Genomic DNA, 17488 nt, shown 5'->3' with positions numbered 1-17488 from the left:
CAGGGAGGGCTTTCGGGCCGAGGTGCGGGGAGCACCTCGGCGTTTTGTATACTTATGCATACCCCCACCTGGGGGTAGACTGGGAGTTGGCATGAAGATCGTCTTGGCATACTCCGGCGGGCTGGACACCAGCATCATCCTCAAGTGGCTCAAGGAGACCTACGGCGCCGAGGTCATCGCCTTCACGGCGGACATCGGCCAGGGGGAGGAGGTGGAGGAGGCTAGGCGGAAGGCCCTGGCCACGGGGGCCTCCAAGGCCATCGCCTTGGACCTCAAAGAGGAGTTCGTGCGGGACTTCGTCTTCCCCATGTTCCGCGCCCTTCCCCTTTACGAGGGGTACTACCTCTTGGGCACCTCCATCGCCCGGCCTTTAATCGCCAAGTACCTGGTGAAGATCGCCGAGGAAGAGGGGGCGGAGGCGGTCTCCCACGGGGCCACGGGCAAGGGCAACGACCAGGTGCGCTTTGAGCTCACCGCCTACGCCCTAAAGCCTGGGATCAAGGTGATCGCCCCGTGGGCGGGAGTGGAGCTTCAAGGGGCGGCAGGAGATGATCGCCTACGCCCAGGCCCACGGCATCCCCGTGCCCGTGACCCAGGAAAAGCCTTACTCCATGGACGCCAACCTCCTGCATATTTCCTACGAAGGGGGGGGTCCTGGAGGACCCCTGGGCCGAGCCCCCCAAGGGGATGTTCCGCATGACCGTGGACCCCGAGGAAGCCCCCGACACCCCCGAGTACGTGGAGGTGGAGTTCTTTGAAGGCGACCCGGTGGCGGTGAACGGGGAGCGCCTTTCCCCCGCCGCCCTCCTCCAGAGGCTCAACGAGATGGGCGGCCGGCACGGGGTGGGGCGGGTGGACCTAGTGGAAAACCGCTTTGTGGGTATGAAGTCCCGGGGCGTCTACGAAACCCCGGGGGGGACCATCCTCTACCACGCCCGGCGGGCGGTGGAGAGCCTCACCCTGGACCGGGAGGTCCTGCACCAGCGGGACCAGCTTTCCCCCAAGTACGCCGAGCTCGTCTACTACGGCTTCTGGTACGCCCCTGAAAGGGAGGCCCTCCAGGCCTACTTTGACCACGTGGCCAAGAGCGTCACCGGGGTGGCCCGGCTCAAGCTCTACAAGGGGAACGTCTACGTGGTGGGGCGCAAGGCGGAAAAGAGTCTCTACCAGAAGGACCTGGTGTCCTTTGACGAGCTGGGCGGCTACGACCAGAAGGACGCCGAGGGGTTCATCAAGATCAACGCCCTGCGCCTGCGGGTGCGGGCCATGGTGGAGGGGCGGCGTGGGGCATAGGACCTGGGGAGGGCGCTTCCAAGAGGGGCCCGACGCCCTGGCCGCCCGGTTCAACGCCTCCTTGGCCTTTGACCGGGCCCTTTGGCGGGAGGATCTTTGGCAGAACCGGGTCCACGCCCGCATGCTCCAGGCCGTGGGCCTCCTTTCGGAGGCGGAGCTAAAGGCCATCCTGAAGGGACTTGACCAAATAGAGGAGGAAATAGAGGCGGGCACCTTCCCCTGGCGGGAGGACCTCGAGGACGTCCACATGAACCTCGAGGCCCGCCTCATGGAGCTCATCGGCCCCCCGGGGGGCAAGCTCCACACCGCCCGCAGCCGCAACGATCAGGTGGCCACGGACCTTAGGCTTTTCCTGCGGGCGGCCATAGACGAGCTTTTGGCCCTCCTTTTGCAGGTGCGCCGGGTCCTCGTCCAGGAGGCGGAAAAGCACCTGGAACCCCTCTTCGTCCTTCCCGGCTACACCCACCTGCAGCGGGCCCAGCCCATCCTCCTTTCCCACTGGTTTTTGGCCTATTACGAGATGCTCACCCGGGATGCGGGCAGGCTTCAGGACGCCCGGGAGCGCCTCAACGAAAGCCCTTTGGGGGCCGCCGCCCTGGCGGGGACGGGGTTTCCCATAGACCGCCACTTCACCGCCAAGGAGCTTGGCTTCGCCCGCCCCATGCGCAACTCCCTGGACGCCGTGGGCAGCCGGGACTTCGTCTTGGAGGTCCTCTCCGCCCTAAATATCGGCATGCTCCACCTCTCCCGCCTGGCGGAGGAGCTCATCCTCTACAGCGCGGAGGAGTTCGGCTTCGTGGAGGTTCCCGACGCCTTCGCCACCGGCTCCTCCATCATGCCCCAGAAGAAGAACCCGGACATCCTGGAGCTCATCCGGGCCAAGGCGGGGAGGGTCCTGGGGGCTTTGGTGGGGCTTTCCGCCGTGGTGAAGGGGCTTCCCCTGGCCTACAACAAGGACCTGCAGGAGGACAAAGAGCCCTTATTGGACGCCCTCGCCACCTACCGGGATAGCCTCAAGCTCCTCGCCGCCCTCCTGCCCGGGCTTAGGTGGCGCCGGGAGCGGATGTGGCGGGCGGCGGAGGAGGGGTTTTCCCTGGCCACGGAGCTCGCCGACTACCTGGCGGAAAAGGGCCTACCCTTCCGGGAGGCCCACCACGTGGTGGGGCGGCTGGTGCGGCGGCTTGTGGAGGAGGGCCGGAGCCTGAAGGACCTGACCCTGGGGGAGCTCAAGGCCCACCACCCCCTCTTCGCCGAGGACGTTTTGCCCATTTTGCGTCTGGAGACCGCCATCCACCGCCGCCGCTCCTTTGGAGGCACGGCCCCGGAGGCGGTGCGGGAAAGGATCCTGGAGGCCAAGAAGGAGGTGGGTCTTGCTTGAACTGGAGCTTCCCACGGCAGCCCTGCCCGAGGTGCGCCCGCAGGTGGGGGTGGAGCTGAGAAAGGCGCGCCTGAGCGATGTGGATGCCATCTACTGGCTCATCCGCTACTGGGCGGAGAAGGGCCTGATGCTGGTGCGCAACCACAGCCATCTCTACGAGAACATCCGCGACTTCCAGGTCCTGGAGGACGAGGACGGCCACATCGTGGGCACCGTGGCCCTCCACGTCCTCTGGCGGGACCTGGCGGAGATCCGGGGCCTCGCCGTCCACCCGGCCCGGCAAGGCCAGGGGCTTGGGCGCTGGCTCGTCCTCGGGGCGGAGCGGGAGGCCCGCGACCTGGGGCTTCCCCGGGTCTTCGCCTGGACGCTTCAGGTGAACTTCTTCCGCAACCTGGGCTACCAGGTGACGAGCCGGGAGGCGCTTCCCCCGAAGGTCTGGAGCGAGTGCAACGCCTGCCCCTTTTACGAGAACTGCCGGGAGATCGCCGTCATCAAGCACCTTTCTCCCGGAGCCTTCGGGGGCTAGAATGGCTGGGATGGAGGGGGAATGGCGGGAGTAAAGGAGCGCGCCGTTTTGGTCCTGGAAGACGGCACCGTCTACCGCGGCTACGCCTTCGGCGCCCGGGGGAAGACGGTGGGGGAGGTGGTCTTTAACACCGCCCAGACGGGCTACCAGGAGATCATGACCGACCCCAGCTACCACGGGCAGATCGTGGTCATGACCTACCCCCACCAGGGCAACTACGGGGTCAACGTCTATGACATGCAGTCCAACCGCCCCTGGGTGCGGGGCTTCGCGGCCAAGGAGTTCAGCCGGGTGGCCTCCAACCCCCGGGCCCAGCAGACCATCGGGGAGTTCATGGAGTTCTACGGGGTGGTGGGGATTGAGGGCATAGACACCCGGGCCCTGGTGCGCAAGATCCGGGAAGGGGGGGTCTTGAAGGGGGTGATCGCCCACGCAAGCCTCTACGGCACCCCCGACCACGCCTTCACCGAGGAGGAGCTGGAAGCCCTTCGCCAGGAGGCCAAGGCCTGGACGGACATTGACGGGCGGGACATGACCCCTGAGGTCTCCACCCCCCTGCCCTACGCCTGGCCCACCTTGAAGTCGGGGCGGCGCATCGTGGTCATGGACTTTGGCATCAAGCACGCCATCGTGGAGAACCTGGCCGCCTTGGGCTTTGAGGTGATCGTGGTCCCCGGCAAGACCCCGGCGAGCCAGATCATGGCCCTGGAGCCCCATGGCCTCCTCATCAGCAATGGCCCCGGCGACCCCTCCATGCCCCGCTACGCCCACGAGACCATCTGGAAGCTTATGGGGCTTCTGCCCACCTTTGGCATTTGCCTGGGGCACCAGCTTCTGGCCTTGGCGGCGGGGGGGCGCACCTACAAGATGAAGTTCGGCCACCGGGGGGCCAACCACCCGGTGAAGAACCTCCTCACGGGCAAGGTGGAGATCACCAGCCAAAACCACGGCTACGCCGTGGACATAGACTCCCTCAAGGAGTTCCGCCCCACCCACATCAACCTGAACGATGGGACCCTCGAGGGCATGGCCCACGCCCGCTACCCCGTCTTCTCCGTGCAGTACCACCCCGAGGCCGCCCCCGGGCCCCACGACGCCCTCTACCTCTTCCGCCGCTTCTTGGAGGAGGTGGAGGCCTTCCACGGGGCCACGGGCCTCCCCGTGGAGAAAAGCCGCCCCGACCGGCACGGGGTCTAGTAGTCCATGCCCCGGATGTTCCCCTCCTCGTCCACGTCAATCCGCAGGGCTTGGGGCACCTTGGGCAGGCCGGGGAGGGTTTCAATCCCGCCCATGTAGACCACCACGAAGCCCGCCCCGAAGCGGCACTTTAGGTCCGTGACCCGCACGGTGAAGCCCGTGGGCCTGCCCCGGAGCTTGGGGTTATCGGACAAGGAGGTGGCGGCCTTGGCCATGACCACGGGCAAGGCCTCGCACCCTTCCTTCTTGGCGGCCTTAAGGGCCCGCTTGGCCTCCTCGCTCCACTCCACCCCCTGGGCCCCGTAGACCTTTTGGGCGATGGCCGCCACCTTTTCCTCCAAGGGGGCTTCCAAGGGGTAGAGGGGGCGGTAGGCGTGGGGAAGGGAGAGGGCTTCCAGCACCTTCTCCGCCAGCTCCAGGCCCCCTTCGCCCCCCTTGGCGTACACCTCGCTCAAGGCGAAGGGCAGGCCCTGCTCCCGGGCGAAGTCCCGCACCAGGGCGATCTCCTCCGGGAGGTCCGTGGGGAAGCGGTTCAGGGCCAAAACCGGGGTGTAGCCGAAAAGCCGCACGTTTTCCACGTGCTTTTCCAGGTTGGCCAGGCCCGCCTTCACCGCTTTGAGGTCGGGCATCTCGTAGGCGTCCTGCCCCCCGTGGTAGCGCAGGGCCCGGATGGTGGCCACCAGGACCACCGCCTCGGGGACGAGCCCTGTGGTGCGGGCCACCACGTTCATGAACTTCTCCATGCCCAAATCCGTGGCGAAGCCCGCCTCCTGGACCACGTAGTCCGCCAGGCCCAGGGCGAAGAGGCTTGCCCGCACGGAGTTGGTGCCGTGGGCGATGTTGCCAAAGGGCCCCATGTGGACGAAGGCGGGGTTCCCCTCCGCCGTCTGCACCAGGTTGGGCCAGAAGGCCTGGCGCAGGAGGGCGGCCATGGCCCCCACCGCCCCCAGGTCCTTGGCGTAGACCGGCTTGCCCTCGAGGGTGAAGCCCAGGCGGATCTCCCCCAGACGCCGCTTCAGGTCCTTGAAGTCCCGGGCCAGGCTCATGAGGGCCATGACCTCGCTGGCCACGGTGAGCTCAAACCCCCCTTCCCGGGGCACGCCGTGGGCCTTTCCCCCCAGGCCCAAGACGATGTGGCGCAGGGCCCGGTCGTTCATGTCAATGGCCCGCTTGAGCTCCACGCGCCTCGGGTCAATCCCCAGCTCGTTCCCTTGGTGCAGGTGGTTGTCCAAGAGGGCGTTGAGCAGGTTTACCGCCGAGGTCACGGCGTGGAAATCCCCGGTGAAGTGGAGGTTGATCTCGTGCCGGGGCTCAATGCGGGCCTTCCCGCCCCCCGTGGCCCCGCCCTTCACCCCGAAGACCGGGCCCAAGGAGGGCTCCCGCAGGGCCAAGGCCGCCCGCTTGCCCAGCCGCCACAAGCCGTCCACCAGGCCGATGGCCGTGGTGGTTTTGCCTTCCCCCGCCGGGGTGGGGGTGATGGCGGTGACCAGGATGAGGCGCCCCTTGGCCTTGGGGGGGTCGCCCAGGACCTTGGCCATGTGGGGGCCGTAGAGGTAAAGCCGCTCGCGGCCCAGGCCCAGCTTGGCCGCCACCTCCTCAATGGGTAAGAGCGCTTCCTTGACGATCACGGCGTAAGCTTACCCCTTCCCTCTAGGGAGAGAAGTCCCGGTTTCCCCCGGAAAGCACCAGGGCCAGGGTCTTGGGCAGGCTCGCCCCGTGCTCCAGCACCGCCGCCAGGGGCAAGGCCCCCGTGGGCTCCACCACCTGCTTGGCGCGGGTGAAGAGGAGGCGTTCGGCCTCGAGGATGGCCTCCTCGCTCACGGCCAAGACCCCGTCCGCCTTTTCCTTCAGAATGGGGAAGGTGAACCGCCCCAGGCTTAGGGTGCGCACCCCGTCCGCCCGGGTCTTGGGGGCCTTTTCCAGGCGCACCCTCTCCCCGCGGAGGAGGCTTTGCCGGGCGTCGTCCGCCCCCAGGGGCTCCACGCCCAAGACCCGGGTGGTGGGGGAAAGGGCCTTCACCGCCGTGGCCACCCCGGCGAGGAGCCCACCCCCACCCACGGGGGCCAGGACCGCCTCCGGGAAAAGCCCTTTTTTTGCCGCCTGGGCCAAAAGCTCCAGGCCCACCGTCCCCTGCCCCGCCACCACCAAGGGGTCGTCAAAGGGATGGAGGAAGGCGTAGCCCGTTTCCTGGAGGAGGGCCTGGGCCACCTCCTCCCGGTTTTCCACCGTGACGCCCCGGTCCACGATCTCGGCCCCGTAGGCTTTGGCCGCCTCCTTCTTGAAGGGGCTTGCGTCCTCGGGCATGACGATGAGGGCCTTGACCCCAAGCACCCTGGCGGCGTAGGCCACGCCCTGGGCGTGGTTGCCGCTGGAAACCGCCAGGAGGCCCTTGGGGTTTTCCAGGGCGAGGGCCTTGGAAAGGGCTCCCCGCGCCTTGAAGCTCCCCGTCTTTTGCAAGTGCTCGGCCTTAAGGAGGAGGCGCTTGCCCAAAATGGCGTCCAGGAGGCTAGAGGTGAGTAGGGGAGTGCGGTGGGTGTAGGGGGCGATGCGCCGGAAAGCGGCGTAGAGGTCGGCGAGGTCCATGCCCCCATCATGCCAGGCAGACTTGACCTATATGCGGCTCCTGGAGTAAAGAGGGGGCATGACCCTGCGCGAAGCCCTGTCCCAGATCCCCGACCCCCGGGCCCGCAACCGGCAGTACCCCCTTTGGGGCCTCCTGGCCCTCATCCTGGTGGCTTTTCTTTCCCGCGTGGACTCCCTGAGGGGCGTGGAACGCTTCGCCCGCGCCAACCCCCACCTCTTGCCCCACCTGGGCCTGCGCAAGGCCCCAGGCCACACCGCCATCACCCTTCTCCTTCACCGCCTGGATCCTGAAAAGCTCCAAGCGGCCCTCCTCCAGGTCTTCCCCGAAGCCGACCTTGGGGAAGTCCTGGTGGTAGACGGGAAGCACCTGCGGGGAAGCGGCAAGGGGAAAAGCGCCCAGGTGAAGCTGGTGGAGGTCCTGGCCCTGCACCTCCATACCACCCTGGCCCAGGCCCGGGCGGAGGGGAGGGAGGACCAAGCCCTTTTGGAGCTCCTGGACCGCCTGGGGGCGGAGGGGCTCAAGGGGAAGGTGGTGGTGGGGGACGCGGGGTACCTGTACCCGGAGTTAGCGGGGAAGGTGGTGCAAAAAGGGGGGCGTACCTCTTTGTCCTGAAGGCTAACCAGGGGGAACTTTTGGAGTGGGCCTTGGAGGTGTTCAAGGGCATGGAGGAGAGGCGGCTTCCTGGCGAGACCGAGGCGGTGTGGAATCTGGTGCGGGATGGGGAGGTGTGGACCTACCGGGTTTGGGCTTCCCCCTACCTGCCGGAAGAGGTGCGGGCCTTCCCTGGGGCCAGGCAGGTGGTGCGGATGGAGCGGGAGGTGAGGCACAAGGGGACGGGGGAGGTGCGGCGGACGGTGAGCTACGCCCTCACCAGCTTGGGGCCGGAGGTGGCGGAGGCGAGGCGGCTTGGGGAGCTTCTCCTTTACCGGTGGGAGGTAGAGAACCGGTCCTTTTGGGTACGGGACGTTCTCCTCCACGAGGATGCCTGCCAGGTGCGGGGGGTGGGGGCACAGGTCTTGGCGGCCCTCCGGGCCTTTCTGGTCTCCATGCTTCACCGCCAAGGGGTCAGGGAGAAGAAGGCGGCCTTGGAGGCCTTCTCCTTCAACCCCCTCTCCGCCCTGCGCTTCCTGGGGCTCTATGCGGTATAGCGGTCAAGTCTGCATGCCAGGGTGGACACCCCCGCCCAAGGGCGCTAAAGTGGTAGGGGTATGGACTTCCTTTACACCCTCGTCATCCTCCTTTACCTGGGCGTGGCCGGGCTTTTGGTCTACCTGGTCCTGGTGCAGAGCCCAAGCAGGGGGCCGGGGACCTCATGGGCGCTTCCACCGACCTCTTCTCCGCCCGCGGCGTCACCGGGGGCCTTTACCGCCTCACCGTGGTCCTGGGGGTGGTCTTCGCCGCCTTGGCCCTCTTGATCGGCCTCTGGCCCCGTTGACAAGTGGCCCCTCCCCCCGGTACCATAGGCGTTGCCTGGGGCCGTGGCGCAGTTGGGAGCGCGCCTCAATGGCATTGAGGAGGTCAGGGGTTCGAATCCCCTCGGCTCCACCAGAAAGCCCCCCGCAAGGGGGGCTTCCGCTTGCGGGAAGCCCGTGGCTTGGGTATAGTGGAAGACCGGTGGGCCCTTTGGGGCTTCGGGAAGGGGAAGGCCATGTTCGCGATCGTCAAGACGGGTGGAAAACAGTACCGGGTGGAGCCCGGGCTTAAGCTCAAGGTGGAGAAGCTGGCCGCCGAGCCCGGCAGCCACGTGGAGCTCCCCGTCCTGCTCTTGGGGGGCGAGGGGGTGCGGGTGGGAACCCCCTTCGTGGAGGGGGCCAAGGTGGTGGCCGAGGTGCTGGCCCACGGCCGGGGCAAGAAGATCACCATCTCCAAGTTCAAGGCCAAGGTCCAGTACCGGCGCAAGAAGGGGCACCGCCAGCCCTACACCGAGATCCTCATCAAGGAGATCCAGGGGTGAGCCATGGCGCATAAAAAGGGTCTAGGTTCTACCAAAAACGGCCGCGACTCCCAGGCCAAGCGCTTGGGCGTGAAGCGTTACGGCGGCCAGGTGGTGCGGGCGGGCAACATCCTGGTCCGCCAGCGGGGCACCAAGTTCAAGCCCGGCAAGAACGTGGGCATGGGCCGGGACTTCACCCTCTTCGCCCTGGTGGACGGGGTGGTGGAGTTCCAGGACAAGGGGCGTCTGGGCCGTTTCGTGCACGTGCGCCCCTTGGCGTAAGGTGTTCCAAGACGTTCTCCTCATCACCGTCGCCGCCGGCAGGGGCGGCGACGGCGCCGTTTCCTTCCGCCGGGAAAAGTTCGTGCCCAAGGGGGGGCCGGACGGCGGGGACGGGGGGCGGGGGGGAGCGTGTACCTGCGGGCCCGGGGGAGCGTGGACTCCCTTTCCGAGCTCCCCAAGCGCACCTACAAGGCCGAAGACGGGGAGCACGGCAAGGGAAGCGGCCAGCACGGCCGCTCCGGCAGGGACCTTTACATTGAGGTGCCCCGGGGGACCCGGGTCTACGACGCCGACACCGGGGAGCTTCTGGGCGACCTAACCCAGGAAGGGGAGGTCCTCCTGGTGGCCCGGGGCGGGGAAGGGGGGCGGGGGAACGTCCACTTCGTCACCCCCACCCGCCAGGCCCCCCGCTTCGCCGAGGCGGGGGAGGAGGGGGAAAAGCGCCGGCTCCGGCTTGAGCTCATGCTCATCGCCGACGTGGGCCTCGTGGGCTATCCCAACGCCGGAAAGTCCAGCCTGCTGGCCGTCACCACCCACGCCCACCCCAAGATCGCCCCCTATCCCTTCACCACCTTAAGCCCCAACCTGGGGGTGGTGGAGCTTTCCGAGGAGGCCCGCTTCACCCTGGCGGACATCCCCGGGATCATTGAGGGGGCGAGCCAAGGCCGGGGCTTGGGCCTGGAGTTCCTGCGCCACATCGGCCGCACCCGGGTCCTCCTCTACGTTTTGGACGCCACGGAGGAGCCCAGGCGGACCCTCGCCACCTTGCGCCAGGAGGTCGGCGCCTACGACCCCGCCCTCCTCCTCCGCCCGGCCCTCATCGCCTTGAACAAGGTGGACCTCCTTACCCCCAAGGAGGTGGAGGCCAAGGTGGCGGAGCTCCTTCCCGAGGGCCTTCCCGTCCTGCCGGTGAGCGCCCTAACCGGGGAGGGGTTGGACGCCCTAAAGGAAGCCCTTTGGAGCCTGGTTCAGGCCACCCCGGCCCCCGAGCTTCCCAAGCCCGCCTTCCGCCAAGAGGTGCGGGCGGGGGTGGAGGTGGTGCCCGTGGCCGAGGGGGTCTACGAGGTGCGGGCCCCCGAGGTGGAGCGCTACCTGAAGCGGATTAAAGGCGATCTGGCCGAGGCGGCGGGGTATCTGCAGGAAGTCTTCAGGCGCCACGGGGTGGAGGCGGCCCTCCGGGCCAAGGGGGTGCGGGCGGGGGACGTGGTCCGCCTTGGGGGGATGGAGTTTGAGTACATCCCGGAGGGCTAGGGTGCGGATCGGCCTGTTCGGCGGCTCCTTTGACCCCATTCACCTGGGGCACCTCATCGCCGCCAGCGAGGCGGCGAGCGCCTTGGGCCTGGACCAGGTCCTCTTCGTGGTGGCCGCCCGTCCTCCCCACAAGACCCCGGTGGCCCCCCCGGAGGCCCGCTACGAGATGGTCCTCCTGGCCACGGCGGGGGACCGGCGGTTTTTGGCCTCGAGGCTGGAACTGGACCGCCCGGGGCCGAGCTACACCGTGGACACCCTGGAGGAGGCCCGGAGGCTCTTCCCTGAGGACGAGCTCTTCTTCATCACCGGGGCCGACGCCTACCGGGACGTCCTCACCTGGAAGGAGGGGCACCGCCTTCCCGAGCTCGCCACCCTGGTGGCCGTGGCCCGCCCGGGGTATCCTTTGGAGGCCATGCCCGTGCCCGTGGTGCCCCTTTGGGTGCCGGAGGTGGGCATCTCCAGCACCGAGATCCGGCGGCGCATCCGCCAGGGGCTTTCCGTGCGCTACTGGGTGCCCCGGGCCGTGGAGGTGTACCTTGAAAAGCACGCCCTTTACCGCTGAGCTGGTGGAGAAGGTAAAGCCCTTGGTGCGTCCCGAGCGGTGGGCGCACATCCTGCGGGTGGCGGAGCTCGCCCGGGCCATCGCCGAGCGAAACGGCTTAGACCCCGAGCGGGCCTACCTGGCGGGGCTTCTCCACGACGCCGCCCGGGACCTTCCCTTGGAGGAGCTTGTGCGCCTGGCCCCCCCGGAGAACGAGGTGGAAAAGGCCCACCCCTTGGCCCTCCACGGCCGGGCGGCACGGAGGCTTGCGGAGGCGTGGGGGGTGGAGGACCTCGAGGTCCTGGAGGCCATAGAAGGGCACGTGTACGGGGTATTCCCTGAAAACGCCCTGGGCATGGCCCTCTACGTGGCCGACGTTTCCGAGCCGGGGAGGGGGGTGAACGGGGAGATCCGGGAGCTCGCCCTTTCGGGGAAGCTTCTGGAGGCCTACCGGAAGGCGGTGGTGAACAAGGTGAACTACCTCCAGAGCAAGGGCATCCCCGTCCACCCCAAGACCCTAGCGGTGTACGAGCGGCTCCAGTATGCGCCCTAGGGTTTCCTTCCTCCTCTTGGCCCTCTCCCTCTTTGCCCTAGGGGCGGTGCTTTCCCTGCCGCGGCCGGGGAAGGAGGAGGCGGTGCGCCCCGTGCGGGCGGGGGCCTTGCCGGAGATGGGGGTGGTGGTGGCGGCCCGGGACATTGACTACTGCGGTTACCACACCCCTTGCGGCCCCGGCTCCCGCACCGACACCATCTTCTACCTGCGCCTAAAGGGGCAGGAGGCCAAGGGGGTGGCCATCCCCCGCGACCTCTATAGCCCCGTGGTGGGGGGCAAGGTGAACGCCGCCTACGGCCGGGGCGGGGCGGAGCTCTTGAAGCGGGCGGTGGCCGAGGCCACGGGGATGGTGGCGGAAAGGCACCTTATCCTCACCCTGGAGAGCGTGGCCCGGGTGGTGGACGCGGTGGGGGGGGTGGAGGTCTATTTGGAAAGGCCCATGCGCTACACCGACCGGGCGGCCAAGCTCTTCATAGACTTCCCCGCAGGCCGCCTCCATCTAAACGGGGAAGAGGCGGTGAAGTACATGCGCTTCCGGCACGACGCCCTGGGGGACTACGCCCGGCTGGACCGCATCAAGGAGGTGGTGGTCCAGGTCCTGCGCAAGGCGCAAGACCCCCGCACCTGGCCCGCCCTGGTCCTGGCCTTGCGGGAGGCTTGGGCGGAGCTGGACACCGACCTCTCCTTGGAGGAGGTCCTGGGCTACCTGCCCGCCCTTCGGGGGCTAAAGGTTTCCCTGGCCACCCTGCCCACCCGGGAAGGCCCAGGCACCTTCCTCTACGTGGACGAGGAGGCCCGGGCCCGCTTCCTCGCCGCCTTCTTCGGCGCAAGCCCTCCCGCGGCACCCCCAGAGGCCCCGGTGGTCCTGCGGGGGGAGGGGGCGCTTTTGCGCTGGGGGCAGGCCCTTTTGGAAAAGGAGGGGGTGAGGCCGGTGTTGGAGGAGGCGGAGGTGGCCAAAAGCGCCGTTTACACCCAAGACCCCCTGGCCGGGCTCTACTACGCCGAGCTCTTCCACCTGCCCCTCCTCGCCCCCCATCGGCCCCTGGCGGGCGTGCTGGTGGAGCTGGGGAAGGACCTGCTACAATGAGGCTAGATGGTGAAGACCAAGGAGGCGGTGGAGCTCGTCGGACGCATCAAGGATCTCCTTTGGGAAAAGAAGGCGGAGAACGTGGTGGCCCTGGACCTCAGGGCCGTTTCTGAGAGCCTGGACTACTTTGTGGTGGCCAGCGCCACCAGCGCCCCCCACCTGGAGGCCTTGGGGCGGCACGTGCAGGAGAAGCTGGAGGAGGAGGGCCTGTTCCCCCGGCCCACGGAGGGGCAGAGCCCCCGCTGGGTGGTGCTGGACTACGGGGAGGTGGTGGTCCACCTCATGACCCCCGAGGCCCGGGAGTACTACGACCTCGAGGGCTTCTGGGCCGACGCTGAGCGGCTCTAGCTACTTGATCCTGGGCGGGGCCAAGGGCCCCATGATGAACCGCTGAAAGGCCACGTAGAAGCCCAGGTAAACCAGGAGCTGGAACCAGAAGCTCTCCGCCACCTTGAGCCCCAAGGCCGCGGCCAAGAGGATCAAGGCCACCGCCCCCAGCATCACCAGGGTGGTGCGGAGGAAGATCCCGGGGAAATACTTTAGGGCTTCGCGGAAGGTCTTGGGCCGGCGCGCCTCCCACTCCTTCAGGACCTTTTTCTTGAGCTTCTCTTCCCGTTTTTTCCTGCCCACGGGCAAAGTATACTGGGCCCCGTGAACGTGGTTCGCACCGTGGCGGAACTCCGGGCGGCCTTGCCCCGGGAGGGGGTGGGCTTCGTGCCCACCATGGGCTACCTCCACGCCGGCCATCTGGCCTTGGTGCGAAGGGCCCGGGCGGAAAATCCCTTTACGGTGGTCTCCATCTTCGTCAACCCCTTGCAGTTCGGGCCGGGGGAGGACTACCACCGCTACCCCCGGGACCTGGAGCGGGACCGGGCGCTTCTGGAGGAAGCGGGGGTGGACCTCCTCTTCGCCCCCAGCGTGGAGGAGATGTACCCCCCAGGCTTCGCTACCCGGGTGTCGGTGGAAGGCCCCCTCACCGCCCTTTGGGAAGGAGCGGTGCGCCCCGGCCACTTCCAAGGGGTGGCCACGGTGGTGGCCCGGCTTTTCCTCCTGGTGGGGCCTAGCCGGGCCTACTTCGGCGAGAAGGACTACCAGCAGCTTCTCTTGATCCGCAAGATGGTGCGGGACCTGGGCTTTCCCCTGGAGGTGGTGGGGGTGCCCACGGTGCGGGAGGAGGACGGCTTAGCCCTTTCCAGCCGCAACGTGTACCTCTCCCCCGAAACGCGGAAGAAGGCCAACGTGCTCTACCGGGCCCTTGCGGCCATGCGGGAGGTGGCGGGGAAAGGGGGCAGCGTGGCGGAGGCCCTGAGGGCGGGGGAAGCGGTGTTGGCGGAGGTCCCCGAGTTTAGGAAGGACTACTTGGCCCTGGTGCACCCGGAAACCCTCCTGCCCCTTTCCGACTGGGTGGAGGGGGCCAGGGGCATCGTGGCCGGGCGCTTTCCCGAAGCCAGGCTCATTGACAACCTGGAGGTCTACCCATGAGCGAGGCCCTGCAAGAGGGAAAGCAAAGCCTCCTGGAGATGCTCAAGGCCATGGTCCAGGCCCGGGCCTCGGATATCCACCTGCAGGCGGGGGCCCCTCCGGTGGTGCGGGTGGACGGGAAGCTTAGGCCTTTTGGCAACCGGCCCCTGACCCCGAAGGACACCGAGGCCATCGTGCGGGCCCTCCTCACCCCCGAGCAGCAGGAGGAGCTGGAGTACCGCAAGGAGATGGACTTCGCCTACACCATCCCCGGGGTGGCCCGCTTCCGCTGCAACCTCCTCCGGCAACGGGGAAGCTTTGGCCTGGTGATGCGGGTGGTGGCGGAGGTCATCCCCAGCTTTGAGGCCTTGGGCCTGCCCCGGGAGGTGTTGGAGGGCTTGGCGGCCAAGGAACGGGGCCTCATCCTGGTCACCGGGCCCACGGGAAGCGGCAAAAGCACCACCCTGGCGGCCCTTATTGACCACATCAACCTGCACTACGCCAAGAACATCATCACCATTGAGGACCCCATAGAGTTTTTGCACAAGCACAAAAAGAGCCTGGTGGTGCAGCGGGAGGTGGGGCTGGACACCGATAGCTTCTACTCCGGGGTCAAGTACGCCATGCGCCAGGACCCCGACGTGATCCTCATTGGGGAGATGCGGGACAAGGAAACGGTGGAGGCCGCCCTCATGGCGGCCCAGACCGGGCACCTGGTGCTTTCCACCCTGCACACCTTAGACGCCTGGCGCACCATCAACCGCATCATTGAGTTCTTCCCCCTGCACGAGCACCAGCAGGTGCGCATCCTCCTGGCGGAGTCCCTCCTCGGCATCCTTTCCCAGCGCCTCCTGCCCCGGGCGGACGGGCAGGGGCGGGTGTTGGCCCTGGAGGTCCTCATCGCCACCCCGTACGTGCGGGAGCTCATCAAGGACGAGGACAAGACCCCGCAGATCAAGGAGGCCATGATGGAGGGGGGCATCCACGGCATGCGCACCTTTGACCAGCACCTGGTGGAGCTCTACACCCAGGGGCTCATCTCCCTGGAGGACGCCCTTTCCGCCGCCACCAGCCCCCACGAGTTCCGCCTCCTCCTCACCAAGGCCACGGGGCAGGCCTACTAGACTTGGTTTCCACGCTTCCACGCCCGGGGTATAATCCCGGGCGGAGGCGTTTATGCTGGTGACGGGACTGGAAATCCTCAAAAAGGCGCGGGCCGAGGGCTACGGGGTGGGGGCCTTCAACACCAATAACATGGAGTTCACCCAGGCCATCCTCGAGGCCGCCGAGGAGCTCAAAAGCCCAGTGATCCTGGCCCTTTCCGAGGGGGCCATGAAGTACGGGGGCCGGGCCCTCACCCAGATGGCGGTGGCCCTGGCCAAGGAGGCGCGGGTGCCCGTGGCCATCCACCTGGACCACGGCTCCAGCTACGAGAGCGTCCTCAAGGCCCTCCGGGAAGGCTTCACCAGCGTCATGATTGACAAGTCCCACGAGGACTTTGAAACCAACGTCCGGGAGACCAAGCGGGTGGTGGAGGCGGCCCACGCCGTGGGGGTCACGGTGGAGGCGGAACTGGGCCGCCTGGCGGGGATTGAGGAGCACGTGGCGGTGGACGAGAAGGACGCCCTCCTCACCAACCCCGAGGAGGCCCGGATCTTCATGGAGCGCACCGGGGCCGACTACCTGGCGGTGGCCATCGGCACCAGCCACGGGGCCTACAAGGGGAAGGGCCGCCCCTTCATTGACCACCCCCGCCTGGAGCGCATCGCAGGGCTCGTTCCCGCCCCCCTGGTCCTCCACGGGGCGAGCGCCGTGCCGCCCGAGCTCGTGGAGCGCTTCCGCGCCGCCGGGGGGGAGATCGGGGAGGCGGCGGGCATCCACCCCGAGGACATCAAGAAGGCCATCGCCCTGGGCGTGGCCAAGATCAACACCGACACCGACCTGCGCCTGGCCTTCACCGCCCTCATCCGGGAAAGCCTGGGCAAAAGCCCCAAGGAGTTTGACCCCAGGAAGTACCTGGGCCCGGCCCGGGAGGCGGTGAAGGAGGTGGTGAAAAGCCGCATGGAGCTCTTCGGCTCCGTGGGCAAGGCCTAAAGGCCCGGGCCTTTGGCGTAGCATGGGCCCATGAACCCCGTGCACTTCATCCGCGAGAAGCGGGAAGGAGGCAAGCACCGGAAAGAGGACCTAAAGGCCTTCCTCCTCGGCTCCCTAAGGGAGGAGGTCCCGGACTACCAGGTGGCCGCCTGGCTCATGGCCGCTTTTCTCCGGGGTCTGGACCGGGAGGAGACCCTTTGGCTCACCGAAACCATGGCCTACTCGGGCAAGGTCCTGGACCTCTCGGGCCTGCCCCACCCCGTGGACAAGCACTCCTCGGGCGGGGTGGGGGACAAGGTGAGCCTGGTGGTGGGGCCCATCCTGGCGGCCAGCGGGTGCACCTTCGCCAAGATGTCCGGCCGGGGCCTGGCCCACACCGGGGGGACCATTGACAAACTGGAGTCCGTGCCCGGCTGGCGGGGGGAGATGACAGAGGCGGAGTTTTTGGAAAGGGCCAGGAGGGTTGGCCTGGTCATCGCCGCGCAAAGCTCCGACCTCGCCCCCCTGGACGGGAAGCTTTACGCTCTAAGGGACGCCACCGCCACCGTGGAGAGCATTCCCCTCATCGCCAGCTCCATCATGAGCAAAAAGCTCGCCGCCGGCGCGCGGAGCATCGTCTTGGACGTGAAGGTGGGCAAGGGGGCCTTCATGAAGACCCTGGAGGAGGCCCGGCTCCTGGCGAGGACCATGGTGGAGATCGGCCAAGGGGCAAAAAGGCGGGTGAAGGCCCTCCTCACCAGCATGGAGGCCCCCTTGGGCCGGGCGGTGGGGAACGCCATAGAAGTACGGGAGGCCATCTTGGCCCTTAAGGGGGAAGGCCCGAAGGACCTCGTGGAGGTAGCCTTGCGGCTTGCCGAGGAGGCGCTTCTTCTGGAGGGCTTAGACCCAGGCCTTGCCCGGAAGTCCTTGGAAAGCGGGGCCGCCTTGGAGAAGTTCCGCGCCTTCCTCGAGGCCCAAGGAGGCGACCCCAAGGTGGTGGAGGACTTCTCCCTCCTTCCCCTGGGGGAGGAGCTTCCCCTAAGGAGCGAGGAGGCCGGGGTGGTGCGGGAGGTGGACGCCTACCGGGTGGGCCTGGCGGTGCTGGCCTTAGGGGGTGGGCGGCGCAAGAAGGGCGAGCCCATTGACCACGGGGTGGGGGTCTACCTCCTCAAGAAGCCCGGGGACCGGGTGGAGCGGAGCGAGGCCCTGGCCCTCCTCCACCACCGAGGCCGGGGGGTGGAGGAGGCCTTGGCGCACCTGCGGGAGGCCTTCGTCCTGGGTGAGGCGGCAAGCCCCAGCCCCTTGGTCCTCGAGGCGGTAGGGTAGGGT

The 17488-nt window shown here is 67.7% G+C and carries 18 protein-coding genes, 1 tRNA gene and 3 pseudogenes; 19 read left to right on the top strand and 3 right to left on the bottom strand.

Annotated elements, in window-relative coordinates; genetic code table 11:
* Positions 1–91 precede the first annotated feature (91 nt).
* The 4 genes and pseudogenes from QT17_RS09435 (at position 92) to carA (ending at position 4394) form a co-directional block, all read left to right on the top strand.
* A pseudogene (locus tag QT17_RS09435) lies at positions 92–1293 on the top strand (argininosuccinate synthase).
* Positions 1283–2671 (top strand): argininosuccinate lyase, encoded by a 1389-nt coding sequence (gene argH, locus QT17_RS09430; RefSeq protein WP_039459452.1) that lies wholly within the window; start codon positions 1283–1285, stop codon positions 2669–2671. Before QT17_RS09435 ends, argH begins: the two are co-directional and overlap by 11 nt.
* Entirely contained in the window at positions 2664–3197 is a 534-nt protein-coding gene (locus tag QT17_RS09425; protein WP_039459448.1) for an N-acetyltransferase, read from the top strand. Before argH ends, QT17_RS09425 begins: the two co-directional genes overlap by 8 nt.
* Before the next feature lie 21 nt (positions 3198–3218).
* Positions 3219–4394 (top strand): glutamine-hydrolyzing carbamoyl-phosphate synthase small subunit, encoded by a 1176-nt coding sequence (gene carA / locus QT17_RS09420; RefSeq protein WP_039459444.1) that lies wholly within the window; start codon positions 3219–3221, stop codon positions 4392–4394.
* On the opposite strand, the gene QT17_RS09415 is transcribed toward carA, so the two are convergent.
* Entirely contained in the window at positions 4391–6022 is a 1632-nt protein-coding gene (locus QT17_RS09415) for a formate--tetrahydrofolate ligase (protein ID WP_039459442.1), read from the bottom strand. The genes carA and QT17_RS09415 overlap by 4 nt on opposite strands.
* Positions 6023–6044: 22 nt before the next feature.
* The gene (locus QT17_RS09410; protein ID WP_039459439.1) at positions 6045–6977 is read right to left on the bottom strand and encodes a threonine/serine dehydratase; all 933 of its coding nucleotides are present in this window, start codon (positions 6975–6977) and stop codon (positions 6045–6047) included.
* A 58-nt stretch (positions 6978–7035) separates the two neighbouring features.
* On the opposite strand from QT17_RS09410, the gene QT17_RS14760 reads away from it, so the two are divergent.
* The 11 genes and pseudogenes from QT17_RS14760 (at position 7036) to rsfS (ending at position 12973) form a co-directional block, all read left to right on the top strand.
* On the top strand, positions 7036–7590 hold the full coding sequence (locus tag QT17_RS14760) for a transposase family protein (protein ID WP_014629763.1): 555 nt from the start codon (positions 7036–7038) through the stop codon (positions 7588–7590).
* A gap of 20 nt (positions 7591–7610) precedes the next feature.
* Positions 7611–8126: a hypothetical protein gene (locus QT17_RS14480; RefSeq protein WP_015716433.1), complete on the top strand. Its 516-nt coding sequence runs from the start codon at positions 7611–7613 to the stop codon at positions 8124–8126.
* A gap of 60 nt (positions 8127–8186) precedes the next feature.
* A pseudogene (secG, locus tag QT17_RS09395) lies at positions 8187–8413 on the top strand (preprotein translocase subunit SecG).
* 37 nt (positions 8414–8450) lie between these two features.
* Positions 8451–8526 (top strand) — tRNA-Ala (locus tag QT17_RS09390).
* A gap of 100 nt (positions 8527–8626) precedes the next feature.
* Entirely contained in the window at positions 8627–8932 is a 306-nt protein-coding gene (gene rplU, locus QT17_RS09385; protein ID WP_039459700.1) for a 50S ribosomal protein L21, read from the top strand.
* 3 nt (positions 8933–8935) lie between these two features.
* Positions 8936–9193: a 50S ribosomal protein L27 gene (gene rpmA, locus QT17_RS09380; RefSeq protein ID WP_039459437.1), complete on the top strand. Its 258-nt coding sequence runs from the start codon at positions 8936–8938 to the stop codon at positions 9191–9193.
* 108 nt (positions 9194–9301) lie between these two features.
* Positions 9302–10444: pseudogene (obgE, locus tag QT17_RS09375) on the top strand (GTPase ObgE); the annotation flags it as partial.
* A 1-nt stretch (position 10445) separates the two neighbouring features.
* A complete protein-coding gene (gene nadD / locus QT17_RS09370; RefSeq protein WP_039459435.1) occupies positions 10446–11006 on the top strand; it encodes a nicotinate-nucleotide adenylyltransferase in 561 nt (186 codons plus the stop codon).
* Complete coding sequence (gene yqeK / locus QT17_RS09365) at positions 10981–11538, top strand: bis(5'-nucleosyl)-tetraphosphatase (symmetrical) YqeK (RefSeq protein ID WP_039459433.1); 558 nt, start codon at positions 10981–10983, stop codon at positions 11536–11538. The genes nadD and yqeK overlap by 26 nt, the downstream gene beginning before the upstream one ends.
* A complete protein-coding gene (locus tag QT17_RS09360; RefSeq protein WP_039459431.1) occupies positions 11528–12625 on the top strand; it encodes an LCP family protein in 1098 nt (365 codons plus the stop codon). Before yqeK ends, QT17_RS09360 begins: the two co-directional genes overlap by 11 nt.
* Positions 12626–12631: 6 nt before the next feature.
* Positions 12632–12973 (top strand): ribosome silencing factor, encoded by a 342-nt coding sequence (rsfS, locus tag QT17_RS09355; RefSeq protein WP_039459428.1) that lies wholly within the window; start codon positions 12632–12634, stop codon positions 12971–12973.
* Here the strand turns inward: rsfS and QT17_RS09350 are convergent, their stop codons facing one another.
* Positions 12974–13255 (bottom strand): hypothetical protein, encoded by a 282-nt coding sequence (locus tag QT17_RS09350; RefSeq protein WP_039459425.1) that lies wholly within the window; start codon positions 13253–13255, stop codon positions 12974–12976.
* Between the two features lie 21 nt (positions 13256–13276).
* Here QT17_RS09350 and panC point away from each other — a divergent pair, with 21 nt between their 5' ends.
* Genes panC through QT17_RS09330 form a run of 4 tightly spaced genes read left to right on the top strand, consistent with a single transcriptional unit; the run spans position 13277 to position 17485 of the window.
* Entirely contained in the window at positions 13277–14107 is an 831-nt protein-coding gene (panC, locus tag QT17_RS09345; protein ID WP_039459423.1) for a pantoate--beta-alanine ligase, read from the top strand.
* On the top strand, positions 14104–15210 hold the full coding sequence (locus tag QT17_RS09340; RefSeq protein ID WP_039459419.1) for a type IV pilus twitching motility protein PilT: 1107 nt from the start codon (positions 14104–14106) through the stop codon (positions 15208–15210). Before panC ends, QT17_RS09340 begins: the two co-directional genes overlap by 4 nt.
* Before the next feature lie 52 nt (positions 15211–15262).
* Positions 15263–16180: a class II fructose-1,6-bisphosphate aldolase gene (gene fba, locus QT17_RS09335; RefSeq protein WP_039459416.1), complete on the top strand. Its 918-nt coding sequence runs from the start codon at positions 15263–15265 to the stop codon at positions 16178–16180.
* A 30-nt stretch (positions 16181–16210) separates the two neighbouring features.
* Positions 16211–17485, top strand: coding sequence for a thymidine phosphorylase (locus tag QT17_RS09330; RefSeq protein WP_039459413.1), 1275 nt, complete (start codon positions 16211–16213; stop codon positions 17483–17485).
* Positions 17486–17488: the final 3 nt, after the last annotated feature.

The organism is Thermus sp. 2.9, assembly GCF_000794385.1.
GTDB classification, from domain to species: Bacteria; Deinococcota; Deinococci; order Deinococcales; family Thermaceae; genus Thermus; species Thermus thalpophilus.
Note: the sequence above shows the minus strand (reverse complement) of the source record. Positions and strands in the feature narration are given on the sequence as shown.